This window comes from Bradyrhizobium sp. Kon37, assembly GCF_055807535.1.
The window spans coordinates 1-17,994 of sequence record NZ_JBVVOY010000004.1 but is presented as its reverse complement, the minus strand read 5'-3'; the positions used below and the strand labels follow the sequence as shown (position 1 = coordinate 17,994).

The window sequence follows — 17,994 nt, the reverse complement described above, 5'->3', positions numbered from 1 at the left end:
CGAGCGAAGCTGTTCCTAACGTGACGCGGTTTGCAGGCCGACGCTTATCGCGTCCCGTAGGCGCGGTCGCCGGCGTCGCCGAGGCCCGGCAGGATAAAGCCGTTCTCGTCGAGACCTTCGTCGACCGCAGCGGTCCAGATCGGGACGTCAGGATGCAATCCGCGCAGCCGTTCGAGCCCTTCTGGGGCGGCGATCAGGCAGGCGAGGCGGATGTCCTTGGCGCCGCGCTCCTTCAGCCGGTCGATTGCGGCCACAGCCGTGTTGGCGGTCGCAACCACCGGCGTCACCACGATCGCCAGGCGTTCGCCGAGATCGGACGGCGATTTGAAGAAATACTCGACCGCCGCAAAACTGTGCGGCTCGCGATAGAGCCCGATATGCGCGACGCGCGCCGTCGGCACCAAATCCATCATGCCGTCGACGAAGGTCGTGCCGGCGCGCAGCATCGGTACGAAGACCAGCTTCTTGCCCGCGATCTTGGCCGAGTGCATCGTCGCCAGCGGCGTCTCGATGACGGTATCGGCAAGCGGCAGGTCGCGCGTCACCTCGTAGCACAGCAGCATGCCGATCTCCTTGATCAGCTCCCGAAACGATTTGGTCGAAATCGATTTGTCCCGCACCAGGGTCAGCTTGTGCTGCACCAACGGATGATCGACGATCGTGACGCCTTGCATGACGGGATGCCTTTCTTCCTTCTCCCCTTGTGGGAGAAGGTGGCGCGAAGCGCCGGATGAGGGGTCTGTTTCCGCGAACTCGAACGAGAGACTAGAAAACCGTGCCGTCGCTGATCACCTTGAGCGGCGGCGAACCGTCGGGCCGGCGCGCGAAGGCGATGGCGCGGCCCGCGGCCCAGGTGCCGCCTTCCAGAATGCTGGCGAGCGGCAATGTCTCAGGAGTGCGGCCGAGCTTGGCGCGGACCAGTTCGGCAAGCCGGTCCAGCAGCGCCACGGTCAGCGCGCGCCATTCGACGACGAGCAGCGAATCCACCGCATGCGCACGCTCGGCGTCGGCGGCGTCGCGCAGGCGCAGCACCTCGTGATCGACGAACAGGCCGCCATTGCGGTATTCGGCAAGCCCGGTTAGGCCATGGATGTCGGTGACGTCAATTCCGGCGCGCTGCAGCGGCTCGATCAGCGAATAGCTCAGCCATTGCGATAGCTTGTGCAGGGGCACGAGGCCCGAGGTCGCATCGCTGGCCTTGATCGCCGGATGGCGCCAGCAATCGCCGAGCGGAATTCCGGCAAGCTCCAGTCGCGACGGCCAGATCGGTCCGAGCTGGTTCAGCACCGCCGAGAGAATCGCGGGTGCGGGAACCGCTCCGCCCTTCGCCTGTGCCGCGATGTGATCGAACAACCCGCCTGGCCGCGGCGTGTCGTGCGCGCCGAACACGTCCGCGCGCTCCGTCACCAGCCTGCCCAGGCGTCCCAGCAGATCGGTCCGCCCCTCGAGCCCGAGCAGCGGATTGGTGTCGCTCACCTGAAACGCCGAGCTGAGCGCGGCGAGCGGCAGCTGCGCAAGCACGTCGGCATCTGCCCTGAAGGGCGCGCGGGGATCGTGGGAAAAAAGACCGCCCGTGAACATCTCGAGACTTGCAATCGCGAGTCCCTCGGATCGACCGATGCTTTGTCCGGTCACGGCGTCGCGGTACCGCCAGACGGCACCGGCGCCGGCGTCGAGCAGCACGCTGACGATGGCAAGATCGAACTCCGCGCGCGCCCGCGCCGCGCGATCGGGCCAGGATGCCGCATCCGCAAGCCGCGCCCACCGGTCGACACCGCCGAGCACGAAATGGCGCCAGCGCGCATGGAACGGAATCTCCAGCGTCGGATAGGCTTTTCGCGTGACAGCCAACACGGCCTCCGCAACGCCGTCCATGCGATCGAGATCGATGGTGAAGTGCGTCAGCCCGCCGTTCAGGCCGATCTCGAACATCTCGCCGGCACGCGCGCGAACCGCTGCTGCGCTGAGCAGCGAACGGGCCTGCAATTCCAGAGCGTCTGCCATCAATCGATCAGTATTTTTCCAGCGAACGCCCGACCACGCCGTCGACGTCCTTCTCGGGCGCAATGTCGGTGGAGTAATAGCCGGCGGCCTTCTTCGCGGCGATCTCGACATAGGCGTCGGCGGGAATGAGCTCGGGCGGGATCGGCACGCGCTCGACGATGTCGATGCCCTGCGAGGTCAACGCGTCATGCTTCATGTCGCTCATCGAGAGAAAGCGGTCGATGCGCTTCAGGCCGAGCCAGTGGATGGTGTCGGGCATCAATTGCTGGAAGCGCGCGTCCTGGACGCCGGCGACGCATTCGGTGCGCTCGAAATAGGCGGCGGCCGCATCGCCGTCCTCCTGGCGCTTGCGCGCGTTGTAGACCAGGAACTTCGTGACCTCGCCGAGCGCGCGGCCTTCCTTGCGGTTGTAGATCACGAGCCCGAGCCCGCTCTCCTGCGCGCCACGCGCGGATTCCTCGATGCCGTGAATGAGGTAGGGACGGCAGGTGCAGATGTCGGAGCCGAACACGTCGGAGCCGTTGCACTCGTCATGCACGCGGCAGGTGATCTTGGTGCGGTGGTCGGGCAGTTTTGTCACATCGCCGAACATGTAGACGGTGGTGCCGCCGATCGGCGGCAGAAACACCTTCATGTCCGGCCGGGTCACGAGCTCAGGGAACATGCCGGCGGTCTGCTCGAACAGCGTGCGCCGCAGCTCGGTCTCGTTGGTTGCAAAGCGTTCCGCAAGGCCCGGCAGATACCAGACCGGATCGATCGCGATCTTCACCACCGACACGCTGCCATTGGCGTGCACGACGTCGCCGTCGGCGCGCAGGCGCTTGGCGGCGAGCGCCTCGCGGATCTCCGGCAGGTCCAGCCGCGCCCGCGTCACCGCGATGCTCGGCCTGATGTCGATACCCTCGGCGATGTCCTTGCCGAAATTCTCGGCGACGAGATGCCCCCAGGGATCGAGCGCGACGATCTTGGCGGGATCGCTCCATTGCGGGAACGGCCCGATGGTCGCCGCGGGAAACGTGTTGGTGAGATCGGGCCTACGAATCGGATCGAGCGCGCCGGCGGACACCGCGAGCGCGCGGTACATCGCATACGACCCGCCATGGCTGCCGATCACGTTGCGATCCCCCGCGCGCGACACCGTGCCGATGATCGGTCCGCGGGCGCGCGCGTCGGCGGCGCCCCAGTGGATCGGGAATGCGGCTGTCCTGCCCGGCTCCGGATGGGAGGTGAGGCGGATGTGGTCGGTACGGTTCGCGCGGCTCATGACCAAACTCCTAAAAAGCCAACGGCCCGCCGCTCGGACGGGCCTTGGCTCGTCGCGCTGCCGATGCGGAACACCGGCGGCGCGAGCTCAATCCAACATATTGTAGCGGGCAGTCGCGACAGACAAGTTAATCGTGCTGCGCGGGGCAGGGCGGCTCGTGGCCAAATTCCCGTCGTCCCGCGACCCGGCAGCGCTTGCCCGAGTGCCACGCCACCGCACTGGCGGACCTCGCCGCCAGCGAAGTAAGCTGATGAAGTAACTATGGTTTTCACGTTTTCAAGAGGCGCCGCACGGTTGGCGCGCCGGGCGTCGAGTTTCCGGACAAAACGTGTCATCAAACCCAACGTACAGATCGCCTTTGCCCCATCGTCTTCCTTGGAGACCGCCATGCCCGCCGCCGCCTACATCGACCCCCGTAACGGTAAGCTCTATCCGCTGGACCAGCCGCGCTGGTGCTCGGACGAGCGCATGCCGCTGCTGGTGACGCCGGGGGCGGGGATGTCGCGCGAGGACATCGACGGCCGGGCGCGCTCGCTCTGGCGCTACCGGGCGGCGCTGCCGGTCGAGATCACGGCTCCGATCACGCTCGGCGAAGGCTGCACGCCGCTGGTGCAGCAGGCCTGGGGCGAGCTGCGCCCGTTCTTCAAGCTCGAATGGTTCAACCCGACCGGCAGCTTCAAGGATCGGGGCTCCGCCGTGATGCTGTCGTTCCTGCGGCAGATCGGCGTCGAGGCCATTCTGGAGGACTCGTCCGGCAACGGCGGCTCGTCGATGGCGGGGTTAGGTGCCGCCGGCGGCATGCGCGTGAAGATTCTCGCGCCGGCATCGACGTCACCGGCCAAGATCGCGCAGGTCCGCGCCTATGGCGCAGCGGTGCAGCTCGTCGAGGGCCCGCGCGAGGAATCGGAGGCCGAGGCGATCCGGCAGTCGCAACAGACCTTCTATGCCAGCCACAATTGGCAGCCGTTCTTCCTCGAAGGCACCAAGTCGCTCGCCTATGAGATCTGGGAAGACCTTGGCTTCCGCGCCCCCGACAACGTCATCGTCCCCGTCGGCGCCGGCAGCAGCCTTTTGGGTTGCGCCTTTGGTTTCCGTGAGCTGTTGAAAGCCGGCCAGATCGCCAGGCTGCCGCGGCTGTTCGCGGCGCAGCCGCTCAATTGCTCGCCGATCGATGCAAGTTTTCAGGCGGGCGTCGATACGCCTGTCGCGCGCGAGGTGAACAAGACCGTCGCCGAAGGCACCGCGATCAAGCATCCTCTGCGCCTGCGCGAGATCATCGCCGCGTTGCGCGAGAGCGGCGGCGGCACGATCGCACTCACCGAGGATGAGATCGTCACCGCGCTGCGGCGTCTCGCGCGGCAGGGCCTGTTCGCCGAGCCGACCAGCGCAAGTGCGGCCGCCGCGCTGGACAAACTATCCGCCACCGGTGCGATCAAGGCGAACGAGACCACGGTCGCGGTCCTCACCGGCACCGGCCTCAAGGCCGCGACCATCGTCGCCGATCTCGTGCAATAGGAGCGCCAAGGAGGCGAAGCCGTCGCCGTCATGGGACCGCGTTGAACCTTTGGCATCCGTCGTCAGCCTCATGAAGGCCGATATCGAGCGAAGGGAGAGTTCCATGACCGCGCAAGACCCGTTTGCTGGTTTCAAGGCCGTCCAGAAGGAAGCCTGGTCGCTGTTCACGCCGATGGAAGTGTTCACGACACCCTCGGCCGCCAAGCTCGTGAGCTTCGCCGGGGTCGCGACCGGCCAAAGGCTGCTCGACGTCGGATGCGGCACCGGCGTTGCCGCGATCACGGCGGCGCGCCGCGGTGCCAAGGTCAGGGGCCTCGACCTGTCGCCAGTCCTGCTCGAACGCGCCCGCGAGCACGCGCAGCTGGCGAACCTCGATGTCGACTTCGCCGAAGGCGACGCCGAAAGCCTGCCCTATGGCGACAACGAGTTCGACGTGGTGCTCAGCCAGTTCGGCCACATGTTCGCGCCGCGCCCCGAGGTCGCCATCGGCGAGATGCTGCGCGTGCTGAAGCCCGGCGGCACTATCGCCTTCTCCACCTGGCCGCCGCATCTCTATGTCGGACGGATGTTCGCGCTGATCGGCCGCCATCTGCCGCCGCCCGAGGGCGTGGCATCACCGGTGTCGTGGGGCGATCCGAAGATCGTGTCCGAACGTCTCGCAGGGAAAGCGAAGGACATCGCCTTCGACATGGATATCATGACGCCGTCCGCACTCAGCCCGCAGCATTTCCGCCGCACCATGGAAACGACGATCGGGCCTTTGATCAAGCTCATTGCCCAGTACAAGGACGAGCCGGACAGGCTGCGGAGTTTTCGCAACGAGTTCGAGGCGCTGATTTCCGAATACTACGACGGAAGCAACAACGTGATGCGCCAGCAATTCCTGATGTCGAAGGCGAAGAAGGCGTGAGCAGGCTGCGATAAGTAGCCAGAACCGCTGGTGCCTTTTTCCTTCTCCCCTTGTGGGAGAAGGTGGCTCGCCGCGCGGCGGCGAGACGGATGAGGGGTCTCGGTCCGCGTGTACGCTGCGAGATGTGGATCGCGGATAGAACCCCTCATCCGGCGCTTCGCGCCACCTTCTCCCACAAGGGGAGAAGGAAGAGCCTCATTCCTTCAGATCGTTCACGCGCCTCACCCAAACGCGCACGTCGGTGAGCACGTCGGGCAGCGCCGCCTTGACCTCAGCCACGGTCATGCCGGCCTTGATGCGGGGATCGTAGAGCAGGTTGAGGATGTACTGGTCGTAGACGTCGAAATAGCCCATCGAGACGTTGTCGTTGAACATGGTCCAGGGCACGCTCGCGGTGTCGTTGATCGGGCCGAGCGATTGCAGCAGCTCCTCATAGGCGCAGTCGAGGAAGGTGAAATCGCCGTTGTCGACGGTGAGGATGACGTCGGAATGCTCGATCTCGAAATTGTCGTTCTTGCGAAAGCCTGACAGGCATTGCGGATCGAGCGAGGTGCGGATCTCGCGGGCCTTCTCCGCACCGTAGAAGCTCGAGATGGTGCGGAACAGATCGCGGTCCCGCACGAGCTTGACCCGCACATTCGCCGCTTCGCTGGAGTCGATCATGGCGATGTCGAGATGCTGCACGCGCTTGCCGATGTCGGCCACGACCTTTGCGAGCTGCGCCTTGCGGTCGGCGCGGTCGCTCTCGGCGAACACGCGCACCGGTCCGTCGAACTTGCGAATGCGGTCGACGCGGCCGGCAAGGTGATATTCGGCGCCGAACGCCGTCTTGAGAAAGCCATCGACGATCTCGCCGTCGGTAAAGCTCTTCTTCTCGGCCCGCTGGCGCGAGGCGATCGCGGGCAATTCGCCCGCGACGGCGATGGTAGCGGTGTCAGGGGCAAACGCGACGGTGGCGAGCGCCAGCAGGGCGATGCGAAAGCCGGACGAAGACGGGGCCAATGCGCTCATTGCCAGGCGACGCTGCCGTATTCGGAAGCGACGCACAAGGCCGCATATCCACGCGCCCGCCGGTTCCTGCTAGTTGTTCAGCACGACCACGGTGGTGCCGACCCCGACGCGGCCATAGAGGTCGGTGACGTCGTCGTTGGTCATGCGGAAGCAGCCCGAGGATACCGCCTGGCCGATCGTCTCCGGCTCGTTGGAGCCGTGGATGCGGTAGAGCGTCGAGCCCAGATACATCGCGCGCGCGCCGAGCGGATTCTCGACGCCGCCCTTCATGTGACGCGGCAGGTCCGGCCGGCGGGCCAGCATCTGCGACGGCGGCGTCCAGTCCGGCCATTCCTTCTTGGCGGTGATCCTGTGCACGCCGCCCCAGCGAAAGCCGTCGCGGCCGACGCCGATGCCGTAGCGCAGGGCCTGGCCGTTTTGAAGCACCAGATAGAGCCGGCGCTCTGAGGTGTTCACCACGATCGTGCCGGGGGCGTAATTGCCGTTATACATGACGGTGGTGCGGGGGACCGGGCTCGAGCCGCCGCGGAAGAAGTTCGGGCCGCCGCCCATGATGTCGCGGGAGTCGAATTCCTCGGCGAAGGCGCCGCCGGCGGTAGCCGACAGCAGTGCGATGGCGGCAATCGGCGCGGCAAAATACCGGATCATAGTTTCCCCCAGCAAAAATCGATTCAACTGAAGTCACAGGCCATATTTGCGAGCTTTCCGCAAGCCACGGCACCGTGAGGGAGGCATCCTTAATGAAGGAAGTTACCAAATCGGCAACCATGCCAATTTGGCGAAAAGCGTTAGCCAAACCAGCGCATCGCAGGGCGGCGATGCCGGCTATTGCTTTGACGAGACGAGCGAACAATGATTGATCGGACGGATTGTTGGAACATTGCCGGTTGCGGGAGCTGACGGATGAACGGTGCGGAAAGTCTGGTGCGGACGATGGTCAAGGGCGGGGTCGACGTCTGCTTCTCCAACCCCGGCACCTCCGAGATGCATTTTGTCGCAGCGCTCGACCGCGTGCCCGGCATGCGTTGCGTGCTCGGCCTGTTCGAAGGCGTGGTAACAGGCGCCGCCGACGGTTATTTCCGCATGAAGGGCACGCCGGCCTCGACGCTGCTGCATCTCGGTCCCGGCCTCGCCAACGGCCTTGCCAATCTGCACAACGCCAAGAAGGCGAATTCCGGCATCGTCAACATCGTCGGCCAGCACGCCGTCTACCACATCGGCTACAACGCGCCGCTGACCTCCGACATCGAGGGCCTGGCCCGGCCGATGTCGTCCTGGGTCCGGACCTCGCCGGACTCAAAATCGGTCGCCGCCGACGGCGCCGCGGCGATCGCCGCCGCCAAGAGCGCGCCGCCGCAGATCGCGACCCTGATCCTGCCCGCCGACACCGCCTGGAATGAAGCGGACGGCATCGCCGAGGTTCCGGCCGAGCAGCAACGCGCGAGCTATTCGCCGCAGGCGGTCGAGCAGGCCGCAAAGATCCTGCATGGCGACGGCGAGGGCACCCTGCTGCTGATGACCGGCAGTGCGCTGAGCGAGCAGGGCCTGGCGCTGGCCGAGCGCATCGCTGCCAAGACCGGCTGCACCGTGATGGGCCCGACCTTCCGTCCCCGGATGGCGCGCGGCCGCGGCCGCTTCTCGATCGATCGCATCCATTACGTGATCGACAACGCGCTGCAGATGCTGGCGAGGTTCCGCCATATCGTGCTGGTCGAGTCCGACGATCCCGTGGCCTTCTTCGCCTATCCGAACAAGCCGAGCATCCTCAAGCCCGAGGGCTGCGACGTGCATCGCATGACCTCCTGGGGCGAGAATTCGGTCGCTGCACTTGAAGCGCTCGCCGGCGCGGTCAAGGCCAGCGCGAAGGACGTCAAGCCGCAGGCCGCGGCCGAGCTGCTCAAGCCGACCGGCGCACTGACCCACGCCTCGATCGCGCAGTCGATCGCCTATGCCATCCCCGAGAATGCGATCCTGGTCGACGAATCCCTCACCACCGGCCGCGCCTTCTTCCCGCCGACCGCGGCGGCTGCTCCGCATGACTGGCTCCAGAACATGGGCGGCTCGATCGGCTTCTCGACGCCGCTCTCGATTGGTGCTGCGATCGCCTGCCCGGACCGCAAGGTGATCTGCATGGTCGGCGATGGCAGCGCGATGTACACGATCCAGTCGCTGTGGACGCAGGCGCGCGAAAACCTCAACATCGTCACCATCGTGTTCGCCAATCGCATCTACCAGATCCTGCGCGGCGAGTTCGACAATGTCGGCGCCGGCGAACCCGGCCAGCGCGCCAATGACATGCTTCGTCTCGACCGGCCGACGCTGGATTTCGTGGCGCTGGCCAAGGGCATGGGCGTGCCCGGCCGCGCCGTCACCAACGCGGACGAGTTCAACAAAGCGCTGGCGGAGGCCGTCGCCGAGCCCGGGCCGCGGCTGATCGAAGTCCAGATGTAGGGCACCGCATCAGGAGCGCCGAGGGCCGGGGGGCAAAATGCAGACCGAGCTGAACAAGGTGATTGCGGCGCTCCGGGACTTCTACGCCCACGAAGCCTTCCTGTTCGCGAAGGACATCGGCGAGCGCGCCATCACGCACCGCTTCGCCGTGCATCTGGAGAAGCAATTCTCCGGCTGGTCGGTCGATTGCAATTACGACCGGCTCGGCGAACGCACGCTGCATCTGCCGCACGGCACCATCATCTCGACCGACGATCATCTGGGCAAGTCGATCTATCCTGACGTCGTCGTGCATCAGCGCGAGATCCCGAACAATTTGCTCACCGTGGAGATCCGCAAGGCGAGCAATCACACCGCGCTTGACCACGACCAGCACAAGCTGATGGCGCTGACCGATGCGCATGTCTGGTTCGCCTTTTGGATCGGCGTGCTGCTGGTGCTGGACAAGGACCACGTGACGATCTCGGAAGTCTATGTCAGCGGGGTCCTCGATCAGCCACTGTCGCGCTGGTTCGCGACGCGGCTCGCGGAGATCGGCCTCGGGGCTGCGCGGTAAGGCGCGTGCCGAGATTGTCGCCTTTAATTCAGCTATTGCTTTGAGTCATAACCCAAGGGCGATCTCAGCCCATTTCAGCATGCGGTCGCTATTGAGGAATGACAGCACCGCCGGCTCCAGTGACGCGGTCGCGCCCGGTGCGAGCAAAGCCGTCGCGGCCACCATGTCGCAGCGTTGATTGAAGGCGAGTGAAAGCGCGGCCTTCGGGTTTCCCTCAACGCGAAATGCCCGGCTGCGGCCGCGCATTGGACCGACCACGATCTCTCGGCCGGCAGCCGTCGGCGTTGCCTTTCCAATCAGCGCCAGGTCGCCCATCTGTTCGAGGTCGCCGTCGTCCGCAACGCCGGTGGCGCAATTGCAAAAGCCGAGCTTGGCGCGAACGTAGAGCTGGACCTCGCCGCCGCAATCCGCGGCCTTGCAGCGGAACGCCTTTCCTTTCCCCCAGGGATCCGCGCCGAAAGGCCAGTCGATTTCCGTCCACACCGGGCGGACCTCGCCGGAAGCCGCTGTTGCGGGTGCCGGTTCACCGGATCGCGATATCCAGAGCGCTGCGGCGACGCAGAGCAGCGCACTGGCTGCGCTGATTGCAACGAATTTGCTTGTCAGGCGCATGGAAGTTGCCGCGGCACCTTTGCTAATTCTGAGCCATCAACTTTCGTGCGGCCGCGAGGTCTTCCCGAGATGAGTCGCCATTTCTCGCTGTTTCGACGACTTTGGCGTAGTACTGGCGGGCCTTCACAGTATCCCCCGCTTTCTCGGCCGCGTGAGCGGCGCCGATCGTCGCGCCAAAGCGGTTCGGCTCCTTGCGCATGGTGCTTTCAAATGCGGCCAATGCCTCCGTCGCCATGCCGCGTTCGAGCAGCATGGTCCCGTAAAGCTCGCGCGCGGGGGCAAGCGGACCCGGCGTCACGATGGATTTCTCAGTCTTGTCTTCGGCATCGGCGGCAAGGCGCATCGCTTCCAACGCATCCGCCTGTTTCCCCAGGGCGTTGAGCTGCCACGCTGTGGCGACCTGCCGCTGAATGTCCACGATTTCGGTCCAGTAGGCGTCCTTGTCCTGCTGCAGCTTGTCCCGCAACTCCGCCAGCTTGGCGATGTCCGCCGCTGCTGCGTCTGCATTGCCGGAGCGCGCGGCGCCGAGGGCGCGAGCGAAATAGGTGATGGCGTCGACATAGGCAAACCGGCTCGGCTCGACCTTCAGCGCGGCAGCACCCTGCCAATCACCGCGCTCGACCATATAGCGCGCTTGGCTGGCCGCGATCGCGTAGGGACCGGCGCGGACAGCCGGCGCATAGCCAGTGGTCGCAATCATGTCCGCGATGACGTCGCTGGCTCGGCTGTCCTGCGCGAGCTGGAGCAGCGCGTAGACCATATAGTCGTCGGCATGCAGCTGCTCGCTGGGGTCCTTGCCCTCCTTGGCAGCCTTGGCGGAACGGCTATTGGCGTCAATGGATTCGTTCCAGTAGCCGACGCGCGTGAAGATGTGGGACGGCATATGCAAGGCGTGCGGTGCCGCCGGCGCGATCTCGGAGTAGCGCTTGGCAGCGTCGAGTCCTTGCCCTGCGATCGCTGGATAGTCATAGAGATGGATCAGGTAATGCGCGACGCCGGGATGCCGCGGCTGGCGCTTGAAGATCGGCTCCAGGATAGCGGCGCCCTTGAGCTGGTTGGCATAGGACTTGTCGTTTGGTGACGCCGTGACATTCAGCGTGATGGCGTAGGCGATCTGCGCCTCGTCATCATCGGGATAGCGCGCGGCGACGGCTTCGGTTGCCTTGAGATAGGACTGCGCGCGCTGGCCAAACGTCGTCTTTTCCTCGCCCGTATAGAAGGCCAGCAGCGCGTCGATATAGTCACGTTCGCGTTCGCTCTTGGCGCCGAGTGCCTTGGCCTTCTGCAGCGCGGCGAGACCTGCGGTAAGGTTTTCCTTCGGCGCGGCAAAATGCGGATTGTACAGCAGGCTCAGGGCAATGCCCCAATAGGCGATCGCGCATTCCGGATCGGCCTGCAGCGTCTCCTCGAAAATTTCCTTTGCGGGCCGGTACCAGAACGAGTGCTGATAACGCATCCCGCGATCGAAGCGGCGCTGCGCCACCTCGTTGCAGGAGGTCTGGAAGTGCACCTTGCCAAATTGCTCATCGGCCCCGTCCTCCGCGCGTGCGGCAGGCGTGCCGGAAATCGAGCCTAGGGTAGCGAGGGCGAGAAGAGAAATGGTTCTCAAGGCGAGCGCGCGCATCGGCCCCTCCGTTTTCTGTTCAGAATAAATCTGGTCAGATGGCGCCGACAAAACCGAGGGCGCCGAAGTTCGTACCGCTGAGATTGGCAATGGCAATTGTTGCTAAAGGATTTCTCCATTCGAGATGCGAGTCAACAGGAAGCGGACAGATTTGCGTTAGGGAAGCACGCCTGCCAGGATCCATTCGCCCGCGCGTCGAGGCGAGTGGGCCACAAGGCCGCTCGCACGACGAGCGGCCTTGCACCATCGTCCCTCACCCGCTCAATGCAGCGGATCGCCCTGGCCGAGCGCGTAGGCGACGAGGTCCTTCAGCGCGAAGCCGGAGCCGGTCACTGGCGTCCATTGCGGGTCGAGCGACAGCACGGAGGAATTATCTCCGAACATCATGCCGAGGAAGACCTCGGCCACGATGCGACCGCCGACCGGTCCGAGCTGCGGTGTCTTGACCGTGGCGGGCCCACCGGTGGCGGAGATTGGCATGTCCGTCGCGTTTTGTCGTGCCTCGGCGAGGATGTAGGCCCACAGCGGGCAGTTGTCGGCAAACACGCCGTTCGCGATGGTCGCGATCTTGACCTGCGGATCGCCCGGTCCCGGTTCGTCGACGGCCTTGCCGATGATGATCTCGTCGTCGCTCAGCGGCGTCAGGTTCATCGCCCTGGCGACGGCCTGGCCCGACGGCAGTCCGAGCCGCCAGCTGCGCTCGAGATTGCGCAGCGCCAGCGACGCCGGATTGGAGGCGACTTCCGGCGGCAGCTTGCGCAGCGGGTCCACCAGCGAGGAATCGATGCGATAGGCGAACTGCAGCCGTCTCTTGTTGTCGGGATTGGTGTCGTCGTCCTCGACGCCATAGGGGCGCGTGTCGAGATCGATGAAGCGGCCCCAGTCCATGGCGCGTCCCGGTCCCATCGCGCGGAAGCCGGTCAGTGCGTTGTGGTCGGGATTGTTGGGATCGGGGAAGATCTGCAGCAGCATGTTGGCCGCGTCGTTCAACCTATAGCCGGGGCGGATCATGGAATGCCCGAGCCGGTAGGCCGCGACCGAGAACTCGACCGGCATGAACGGATAGGTCTTCCAATGGTAGTAAGCGAGCTTGCTGCGGTCGTAGTGACCTGCGGTCTTCAGCTCGTCCAGCACGCTGGCGTGGACGATGCGCGGCAGGAAGTCGTTCAGCACCACATACTGATAGTGGAATCGAACGCGCTGCTGCACGTCTTCGAACGACAGGCTGTCATTGTCGTCGACCATGCGGTTGTGAAAGCGCAGCATCAAGGCCTGGAATTGCGAGACGATGCTGTTCTCGTCGTTGCGGGGATCGCCGATCAGCGCGCGGCCCTTGAAGCGCGGCAGATCGACGGCATCGGCCACGCCCGCGCCGGTGACCTTCTCGCCGAGCCGGAACTTGATGCCGTCATACATGTAGGGCTGGTCGTTCGGACCGCGGCCGTAGAGATTGTCCATGTCGAGCGACGGCGTGCGGAAGTCGACGAGCCCGTCGGGATCCTGCTGCTTGGTCAGCGAACTGACCGGATCGAAGGTGATGTCGTGGTCGATGAACTGGCCGAAGTAAGTGTAGAGCGAGGGAATGCCGCTCTCTTCCGCGTCCGGCCCGTCCTTCGGCCCATCGAAGCCGGCGACCATCTTGTCGGCCAGCGCCGACAAGTTTGCGAAATTGTCGGAATCGTTCGGGCCGAATTTGGCCGGTGCGAGCTTGCGGAACATGCGGCCGAAGCGGCCTTGCGAAAGCGGCGAACGCGTTGCGTTCAGACCGCGCGGAACAATTGCGTGACGGCTGCTCATTGAAACACCTTCCTGAAAAGTCGGATGAAACAGTTCGGGCTCAAGTTTCTCGCGCTGGGATTTGCAGCCTAGACGCGATCACGCCTGCCACGAGCGAGATGGATCACAATTGCCCGGCATCGAAATTTTCGGTAGGTGCGGCTTTCCCGCAAGCCACGGCTGCGCATCGTGAATTTCTTCGAGGCGATGACGGATAACATTCTCGTCATCGACGGACGCGGGCGGGTTCGCACAGTTTCAATTCGCCGAGGCGTCGGCGAAATGGATCGGCTTCACGCAAAAATTGTGGCGGCGCGCGCGTCATGCGCGCACGCCGCCAATTCGTCAGTAGTCGCGCTGCTGCGAGAACGCGTAGCGCGGGTTGATGCCACAATAGGACGACGTGCCGGACGCGGTGGCGAGGCACTGCTGGTAGCTGGCGAACTGGCAATTGCCGGGGTAACCCCATGAGCGGCCCTGGATGCAATATCGATCGTTCGCAGGATGTGCCTGGGCTGCCGGGGATGCTACGGCGAGCAGGGCCGCGAGCGATGCGAGAGTGAGGATGGTGCGACGCATGTCAGTCTCCTTCGAGAGCGAGTGGGTGGGAATGTCAGCGAGCCTGGCTCGTCTGTTGCGCAGTCATGCTTGTATTGGTGTCGCCGGAATGCCTTGCGTTCGCGACAAGGCACATCATGACGCAGCCTGCCGCCGGCAATGTGATCTCGGCCACAGTTCACGACGGGGTTCCGGCCTATCGTGAGCGGACTTGCACGCGTCGATCCCGGAGAACTACGCTTGCCTTATTCGGATCAGGTCTTTTGGAGGTTCTAATGCAGAAATCATACTTGCTGGCTGCGACAGCAGCGCTGGCGCTTCTCATGCAGACACCGCTCGCGTTGGCGCAGGGCGCACCAGCCGCCGCCGGAACCGCGGCGCCTGTGACGACAAATGCCGCGCCGGCAGCGACGACGACGGCGCCGGGCGCAACCAACGACGCTTCCAGCCAGCCCACCGACTCCAAGAAGAGTGCGTCGAAGAAGCCGGCGAAGAAGAAAATGACGCGGCAGCAGGAGATCGATCACTCGGTCGACAGCGGCACGGTGCCCGCGCGCTACCGCAGCTCGGTGCCCAAGCAGTACCAGCAATACGTTCCGTTCGATAAGCAGTGACAGATCGCACGGCGGCGCGGCGCGATCGGGCGTCGCGCCGCCGGTGCCATAGCGTGACGGTCTTGAAATAGGACCTTGGCCGGACGGAATCCGGCCATACATCCCCAGTGGCGGTCCACGCGAGCGGTGCTAGAGTAGGCCGAAGCCTGGGGGAAGTTATGAGTGACGACGTGAGGGATGCTGGCCTTGTGGCCATGATCAGCAGCATCCTGGGAGGTAACAAGCGCGCCGCAGAAAGTGTCGCGCCGCCGCCACTCATCGAGGTTCCGCCGCCGATAGCGCCGACGAATGGATTTGAGCTGGTCGAGCCCGCCCCCGATACGCCGCCGGCCGAGCTCGAGAACAACTCGGAGAATGATTCCGAGGGCGGGCCCGATGTGACGCCGGCTGCCGCGAAGCCGGTCGAGCCGCCGGCGAAGATCGCCACGACGCCTGATGGCAAGCAGTTGCTGCCTGCTGAAGCGATCGCCGATCTCGTCCTGGGTGAGCTGCGCAAGCTGGAGAATTTTCCGGCGACCGGCGCCTCCGTGACGGTCTACGGTTACAGGCACTGGAACGCGATGATCACCTTCGCGCCGTTCTCGACCACGTTCCGCGATGCCACCCGGTTCCGCCAGGCCGTGCCGGACATCGTCTTCAAGCTGCGCCGTTTCGTCGTACTTGAGATATGATCCAGGATGATCGCCAGCTTTTGCCCGCCGCGAGTCCTCGCGGCGCGCAGGCGCGGGCCGTGAGCCCGAACAGTTCGACAGGATTTTCGACTTGAGCGTTGCCTTTACCAAAGAAGAGAGCGCGGAAACCGCTGCCGAGACGCTGTTGCCGGATCGGCCGATCTCGCCGCATCCGAACCTCGTGACGGAAGCAGGCTTGCAGGCGTTGCAAAGGCAGCTTCAGGACGCACGCGAGGCCTATGAAGCCGCGCAAGCCATCGAGGACGTCAACGAAAAGCGCCGGCAATCGGCGGTGCCCTTGCGCGACGCCCGCTATCTCACCGAACGGCTGCGCACGGCGCAGGTCATTCCGGCCCCGGCCTCGACCGATATCGTCGCCTTCGGCAGCACGGTGACCTTCAGCCGCGCCGATGGCCGCGTGCAAACCTATCGCATCGTTGGCGAGGACGAAGCCGATCCCAAGGCCGGCTCGATTTCGTTCGTGGCGCCGGTGGCAAAGTCGTTGATGGGGAAGGCGGTCGGGGATGTCGTGGGATCGGGTGCGCAGGAGATCGAGATTTTGTCGATTGGGTAGGGGGCGTTTATCGATGGTTTCCGCTGTGTCCGCGCAACAAAGCGCGCTAGCTGGATGAGGCGGTTTCTGTCGGGAGCGTTGCCGTTCTACGCGCTGGCCGGGTTGGCCATGGGCATGTATCTCGTCCTTTACAGGACAAACCTCTTCGACCTGAACGCCATCGTCCAGGATGCGACCGGTTCGGCGTGGTTTCCGGTCTTCATATTCGTCTGCGTGTTGCTGGAGGCGGTCTTCCCGTATTTTGGCTATTTCCCCGGAACCGCTCTCATCCTGATGTCCGTGGCGCTCAATCCGAAGCCCGCGGACGTCTCCGTCTTTGTCGTGGCGTGGCTGGCCATCATCGTGGGGGCCGTCCTGAGCTACGGGCAGGCTCGCTTTTTCCGACCGCTGTTGCAGCGGGTCGCCTCAAAGGCGGCGCTGAACCGGTGTGAGTCCCTCCTCGACGCCTACGGTCCTTACGCGCGCATTGCCCTGTTCGTTCATCCCAACGCCTGCGCGATGTATTTCACGGCACTCGGACTTCTCGGCCGCAACCTGACGCGCGAGCTCGCCTATCTCAGCGTGGGTGCAGCAGCCTCCGTGGGCATTCTGTTCGTCGTCGTGACCAGACTCGTGTCGTCCGTAGGCACCACCGACGACGGCGAATTGCAGCTGCTGCTGGCCGGAGCGCTTGTCGCTATCGGGACCCTGGTCGGTCTGTACGCAGCTTGGCGGCCGGCGCGGGCTGCTTGACCCGCCATCAGACTTCAGCCCCGCGACGATGCCATCATGCCGGTGTTTTGCCCGACGGCGCAAGCTGATTCGGAAAAGGCGTATCCGGTCGGCGCGCATCGCGCGGTGACGTCTCGCGCAGCGCAGGCGCGGTTACGGCAAACGGACCTTCGCCAAGCCGATCGCTTTTGCTGATCTGACGAATCGCTGATCAAAGGTCAGGAAGGCATCGCAGGAAGCAGCTCGTCCCAAGTGGAGCGCATCGGCAAAATCCATGCCGTCGTCCATTCGATCCAGAGCAAACGCGACCAGTCCGGGATCCTCGAACGCGACGTTTGCAAGCCCACCGAAACCCCGAAGCGCCTTGCACACGCGGGTGGCGTCAAAACCATAGGCGCTGCGCAGGACCCATTCGGTTTCCAGCATCACCGTCGTGCTGACGAAGACTTCCTCTCCGTCGATGACGGCCTTGGCTTTCTTCGATTGCTGGGGATGATCGCCCGTGAGGTAGCGAACAACGAGATTGGTATCAATCGCGAGCATGACGTCGTCGCGCCTCTGCGGCGATACCCGCCTCCATCTCTTCCACGCTCTTTGGCTTGCCCCGATAGGGTAGCGAGCCGAAGACATCCGCCGTCTTGGCGGGCGGGAACAGCGAGGCCGGCTTGAGAAGCACTCCGTCCGGCGTGCTCTCGATCGTGAGCTGCGTGCCCGCACGCCAGCGGCGCTCATCACGGATTGCTTTCGGCAGGACGACCTGGCCCTTGGTCGAGACGGTCGTTGTCAGCTTGTCGGAAGCCATGAGGTCTCCCCTGGTAAGACCAAGGTAAGATAAGTCGGCCCGCGACTTCAGGCAAGGGCGAGGCAGCTTTCGATCGCCGCGGATGGTCCCATCACGCCGGTGGTACCCGACGAATCAAGACATTCGGGAAAGGCGTAACCCATTGATCCGACTGGGGTCGGCTACTGTGCATGGGGTTGTTTTCGACATTTTTGATTGAGACGGTGCCGACACGCGGCCGTGCGTCGACGATGGGGCCGCGATCAGCAGGGTTCAGGAAGGTGGATGGTGGGCGCACAAGGGATCGAACCTTGGACCTCTCCCGTGTGAACCACAATCCGTAGACCCGAGCCAACCAAATC

19 protein-coding genes are annotated in these 17,994 nt (G+C 64.5%); 8 read left to right on the top strand and 11 right to left on the bottom strand.

The window, feature by feature from the left end:
• Positions 1 to 44 precede the first annotated feature (44 nt).
• The 3 genes from upp to AC0L3J_RS10780 form a co-directional block, all read right to left on the bottom strand.
• Positions 45 to 674 carry a uracil phosphoribosyltransferase gene (upp, locus tag AC0L3J_RS10790; RefSeq protein WP_027520210.1) on the bottom strand — a complete coding sequence of 210 codons (630 nt, stop codon included), beginning with the start codon at positions 672 to 674 and terminating at the stop codon, positions 45 to 47.
• A gap of 91 nt (positions 675 to 765) precedes the next feature.
• Positions 766 to 2,004: a URC4/urg3 family protein gene (locus tag AC0L3J_RS10785; RefSeq protein ID WP_473346898.1), complete on the bottom strand. Its 1,239-nt coding sequence runs from the start codon at positions 2,002 to 2,004 to the stop codon at positions 766 to 768.
• A 7-nt stretch (positions 2,005 to 2,011) separates the two neighbouring features.
• The gene (locus AC0L3J_RS10780; RefSeq protein WP_473346896.1) at positions 2,012 to 3,268 is read right to left on the bottom strand and encodes a GTP cyclohydrolase II; all 1,257 of its coding nucleotides are present in this window, start codon (positions 3,266 to 3,268) and stop codon (positions 2,012 to 2,014) included.
• A gap of 387 nt (positions 3,269 to 3,655) precedes the next feature.
• Between AC0L3J_RS10780 and AC0L3J_RS10775 the strand changes: the two genes are divergently transcribed.
• Together AC0L3J_RS10775 and AC0L3J_RS10770 are read left to right on the top strand one after the other, a co-directional pair.
• Entirely contained in the window at positions 3,656 to 4,783 is a 1,128-nt protein-coding gene (locus tag AC0L3J_RS10775) for a threonine synthase (RefSeq protein WP_473346894.1), read from the top strand.
• Between the two features lie 103 nt (positions 4,784 to 4,886).
• Positions 4,887 to 5,693, top strand: a complete 807-nt coding sequence (locus AC0L3J_RS10770; protein ID WP_473346892.1) for a class I SAM-dependent methyltransferase — start codon at positions 4,887 to 4,889, stop codon at positions 5,691 to 5,693.
• A gap of 195 nt (positions 5,694 to 5,888) precedes the next feature.
• On the opposite strand, the gene AC0L3J_RS10765 is transcribed toward AC0L3J_RS10770, so the two are convergent.
• The gene (locus tag AC0L3J_RS10765) at positions 5,889 to 6,704 is read right to left on the bottom strand and encodes a DUF2927 domain-containing protein (RefSeq protein ID WP_473346889.1); all 816 of its coding nucleotides are present in this window, start codon (positions 6,702 to 6,704) and stop codon (positions 5,889 to 5,891) included.
• A 69-nt stretch (positions 6,705 to 6,773) separates the two neighbouring features.
• Complete coding sequence (locus AC0L3J_RS10760; RefSeq protein WP_007596474.1) at positions 6,774 to 7,352, bottom strand: L,D-transpeptidase; 579 nt, start codon at positions 7,350 to 7,352, stop codon at positions 6,774 to 6,776.
• 255 nt (positions 7,353 to 7,607) lie between these two features.
• Here AC0L3J_RS10760 and AC0L3J_RS10755 point away from each other — a divergent pair, with 255 nt between their 5' ends.
• Together AC0L3J_RS10755 and AC0L3J_RS10750 are read left to right on the top strand one after the other, a co-directional pair.
• The gene (locus AC0L3J_RS10755) at positions 7,608 to 9,155 is read left to right on the top strand and encodes an acetolactate synthase large subunit (RefSeq protein ID WP_027520204.1); all 1,548 of its coding nucleotides are present in this window, start codon (positions 7,608 to 7,610) and stop codon (positions 9,153 to 9,155) included.
• 37 nt (positions 9,156 to 9,192) lie between these two features.
• A complete protein-coding gene (locus AC0L3J_RS10750) occupies positions 9,193 to 9,711 on the top strand; it encodes a hypothetical protein (protein ID WP_473346886.1) in 519 nt (172 codons plus the stop codon).
• Positions 9,712 to 9,756: 45 nt separating this feature from the next.
• On the opposite strand, the gene AC0L3J_RS10745 is transcribed toward AC0L3J_RS10750, so the two are convergent.
• The 4 genes from AC0L3J_RS10745 to AC0L3J_RS10730 all read right to left on the bottom strand — a co-directional run bounded on the left by AC0L3J_RS10745 (position 9,757) and on the right by AC0L3J_RS10730 (position 14,302).
• Positions 9,757 to 10,323: a hypothetical protein gene (locus AC0L3J_RS10745; RefSeq protein WP_473346884.1), complete on the bottom strand. Its 567-nt coding sequence runs from the start codon at positions 10,321 to 10,323 to the stop codon at positions 9,757 to 9,759.
• A 22-nt stretch (positions 10,324 to 10,345) separates the two neighbouring features.
• Positions 10,346 to 11,947: a tetratricopeptide repeat protein gene (locus AC0L3J_RS10740; RefSeq protein ID WP_473346882.1), complete on the bottom strand. Its 1,602-nt coding sequence runs from the start codon at positions 11,945 to 11,947 to the stop codon at positions 10,346 to 10,348.
• Between the two features lie 261 nt (positions 11,948 to 12,208).
• Complete coding sequence (locus tag AC0L3J_RS10735; protein ID WP_473346880.1) at positions 12,209 to 13,744, bottom strand: peroxidase family protein; 1,536 nt, start codon at positions 13,742 to 13,744, stop codon at positions 12,209 to 12,211.
• Between the two features lie 324 nt (positions 13,745 to 14,068).
• Entirely contained in the window at positions 14,069 to 14,302 is a 234-nt protein-coding gene (locus AC0L3J_RS10730) for a DUF3551 domain-containing protein (protein ID WP_007596464.1), read from the bottom strand.
• Positions 14,303 to 14,556: 254 nt separating this feature from the next.
• On the opposite strand from AC0L3J_RS10730, the gene AC0L3J_RS10725 reads away from it, so the two are divergent.
• From AC0L3J_RS10725 to AC0L3J_RS10710, 4 genes are all read left to right on the top strand, one after another.
• The gene (locus AC0L3J_RS10725) at positions 14,557 to 14,895 is read left to right on the top strand and encodes a hypothetical protein (protein ID WP_473346878.1); all 339 of its coding nucleotides are present in this window, start codon (positions 14,557 to 14,559) and stop codon (positions 14,893 to 14,895) included.
• A 158-nt stretch (positions 14,896 to 15,053) separates the two neighbouring features.
• Positions 15,054 to 15,566, top strand: a complete 513-nt coding sequence (locus tag AC0L3J_RS10720; RefSeq protein ID WP_473346876.1) for a hypothetical protein — start codon at positions 15,054 to 15,056, stop codon at positions 15,564 to 15,566.
• A 91-nt stretch (positions 15,567 to 15,657) separates the two neighbouring features.
• Positions 15,658 to 16,140, top strand: coding sequence for a transcription elongation factor GreA (gene greA / locus AC0L3J_RS10715; RefSeq protein ID WP_027520196.1), 483 nt, complete (start codon positions 15,658 to 15,660; stop codon positions 16,138 to 16,140).
• 54 nt (positions 16,141 to 16,194) lie between these two features.
• Entirely contained in the window at positions 16,195 to 16,872 is a 678-nt protein-coding gene (locus tag AC0L3J_RS10710; protein WP_473346874.1) for a hypothetical protein, read from the top strand.
• Positions 16,873 to 17,004: 132 nt separating this feature from the next.
• Here the strand turns inward: AC0L3J_RS10710 and AC0L3J_RS10705 are convergent, their stop codons facing one another.
• Positions 17,005 to 17,394 (bottom strand): type II toxin-antitoxin system VapC family toxin, encoded by a 390-nt coding sequence (locus AC0L3J_RS10705; RefSeq protein ID WP_473288159.1) that lies wholly within the window; start codon positions 17,392 to 17,394, stop codon positions 17,005 to 17,007.
• Positions 17,381 to 17,653, bottom strand: coding sequence for an AbrB/MazE/SpoVT family DNA-binding domain-containing protein (locus AC0L3J_RS10700; RefSeq protein ID WP_473288160.1), 273 nt, complete (start codon positions 17,651 to 17,653; stop codon positions 17,381 to 17,383). The genes AC0L3J_RS10705 and AC0L3J_RS10700 overlap by 14 nt, the downstream gene beginning before the upstream one ends.
• Between the last annotated feature and the right edge of the window lie 341 nt (positions 17,654 to 17,994).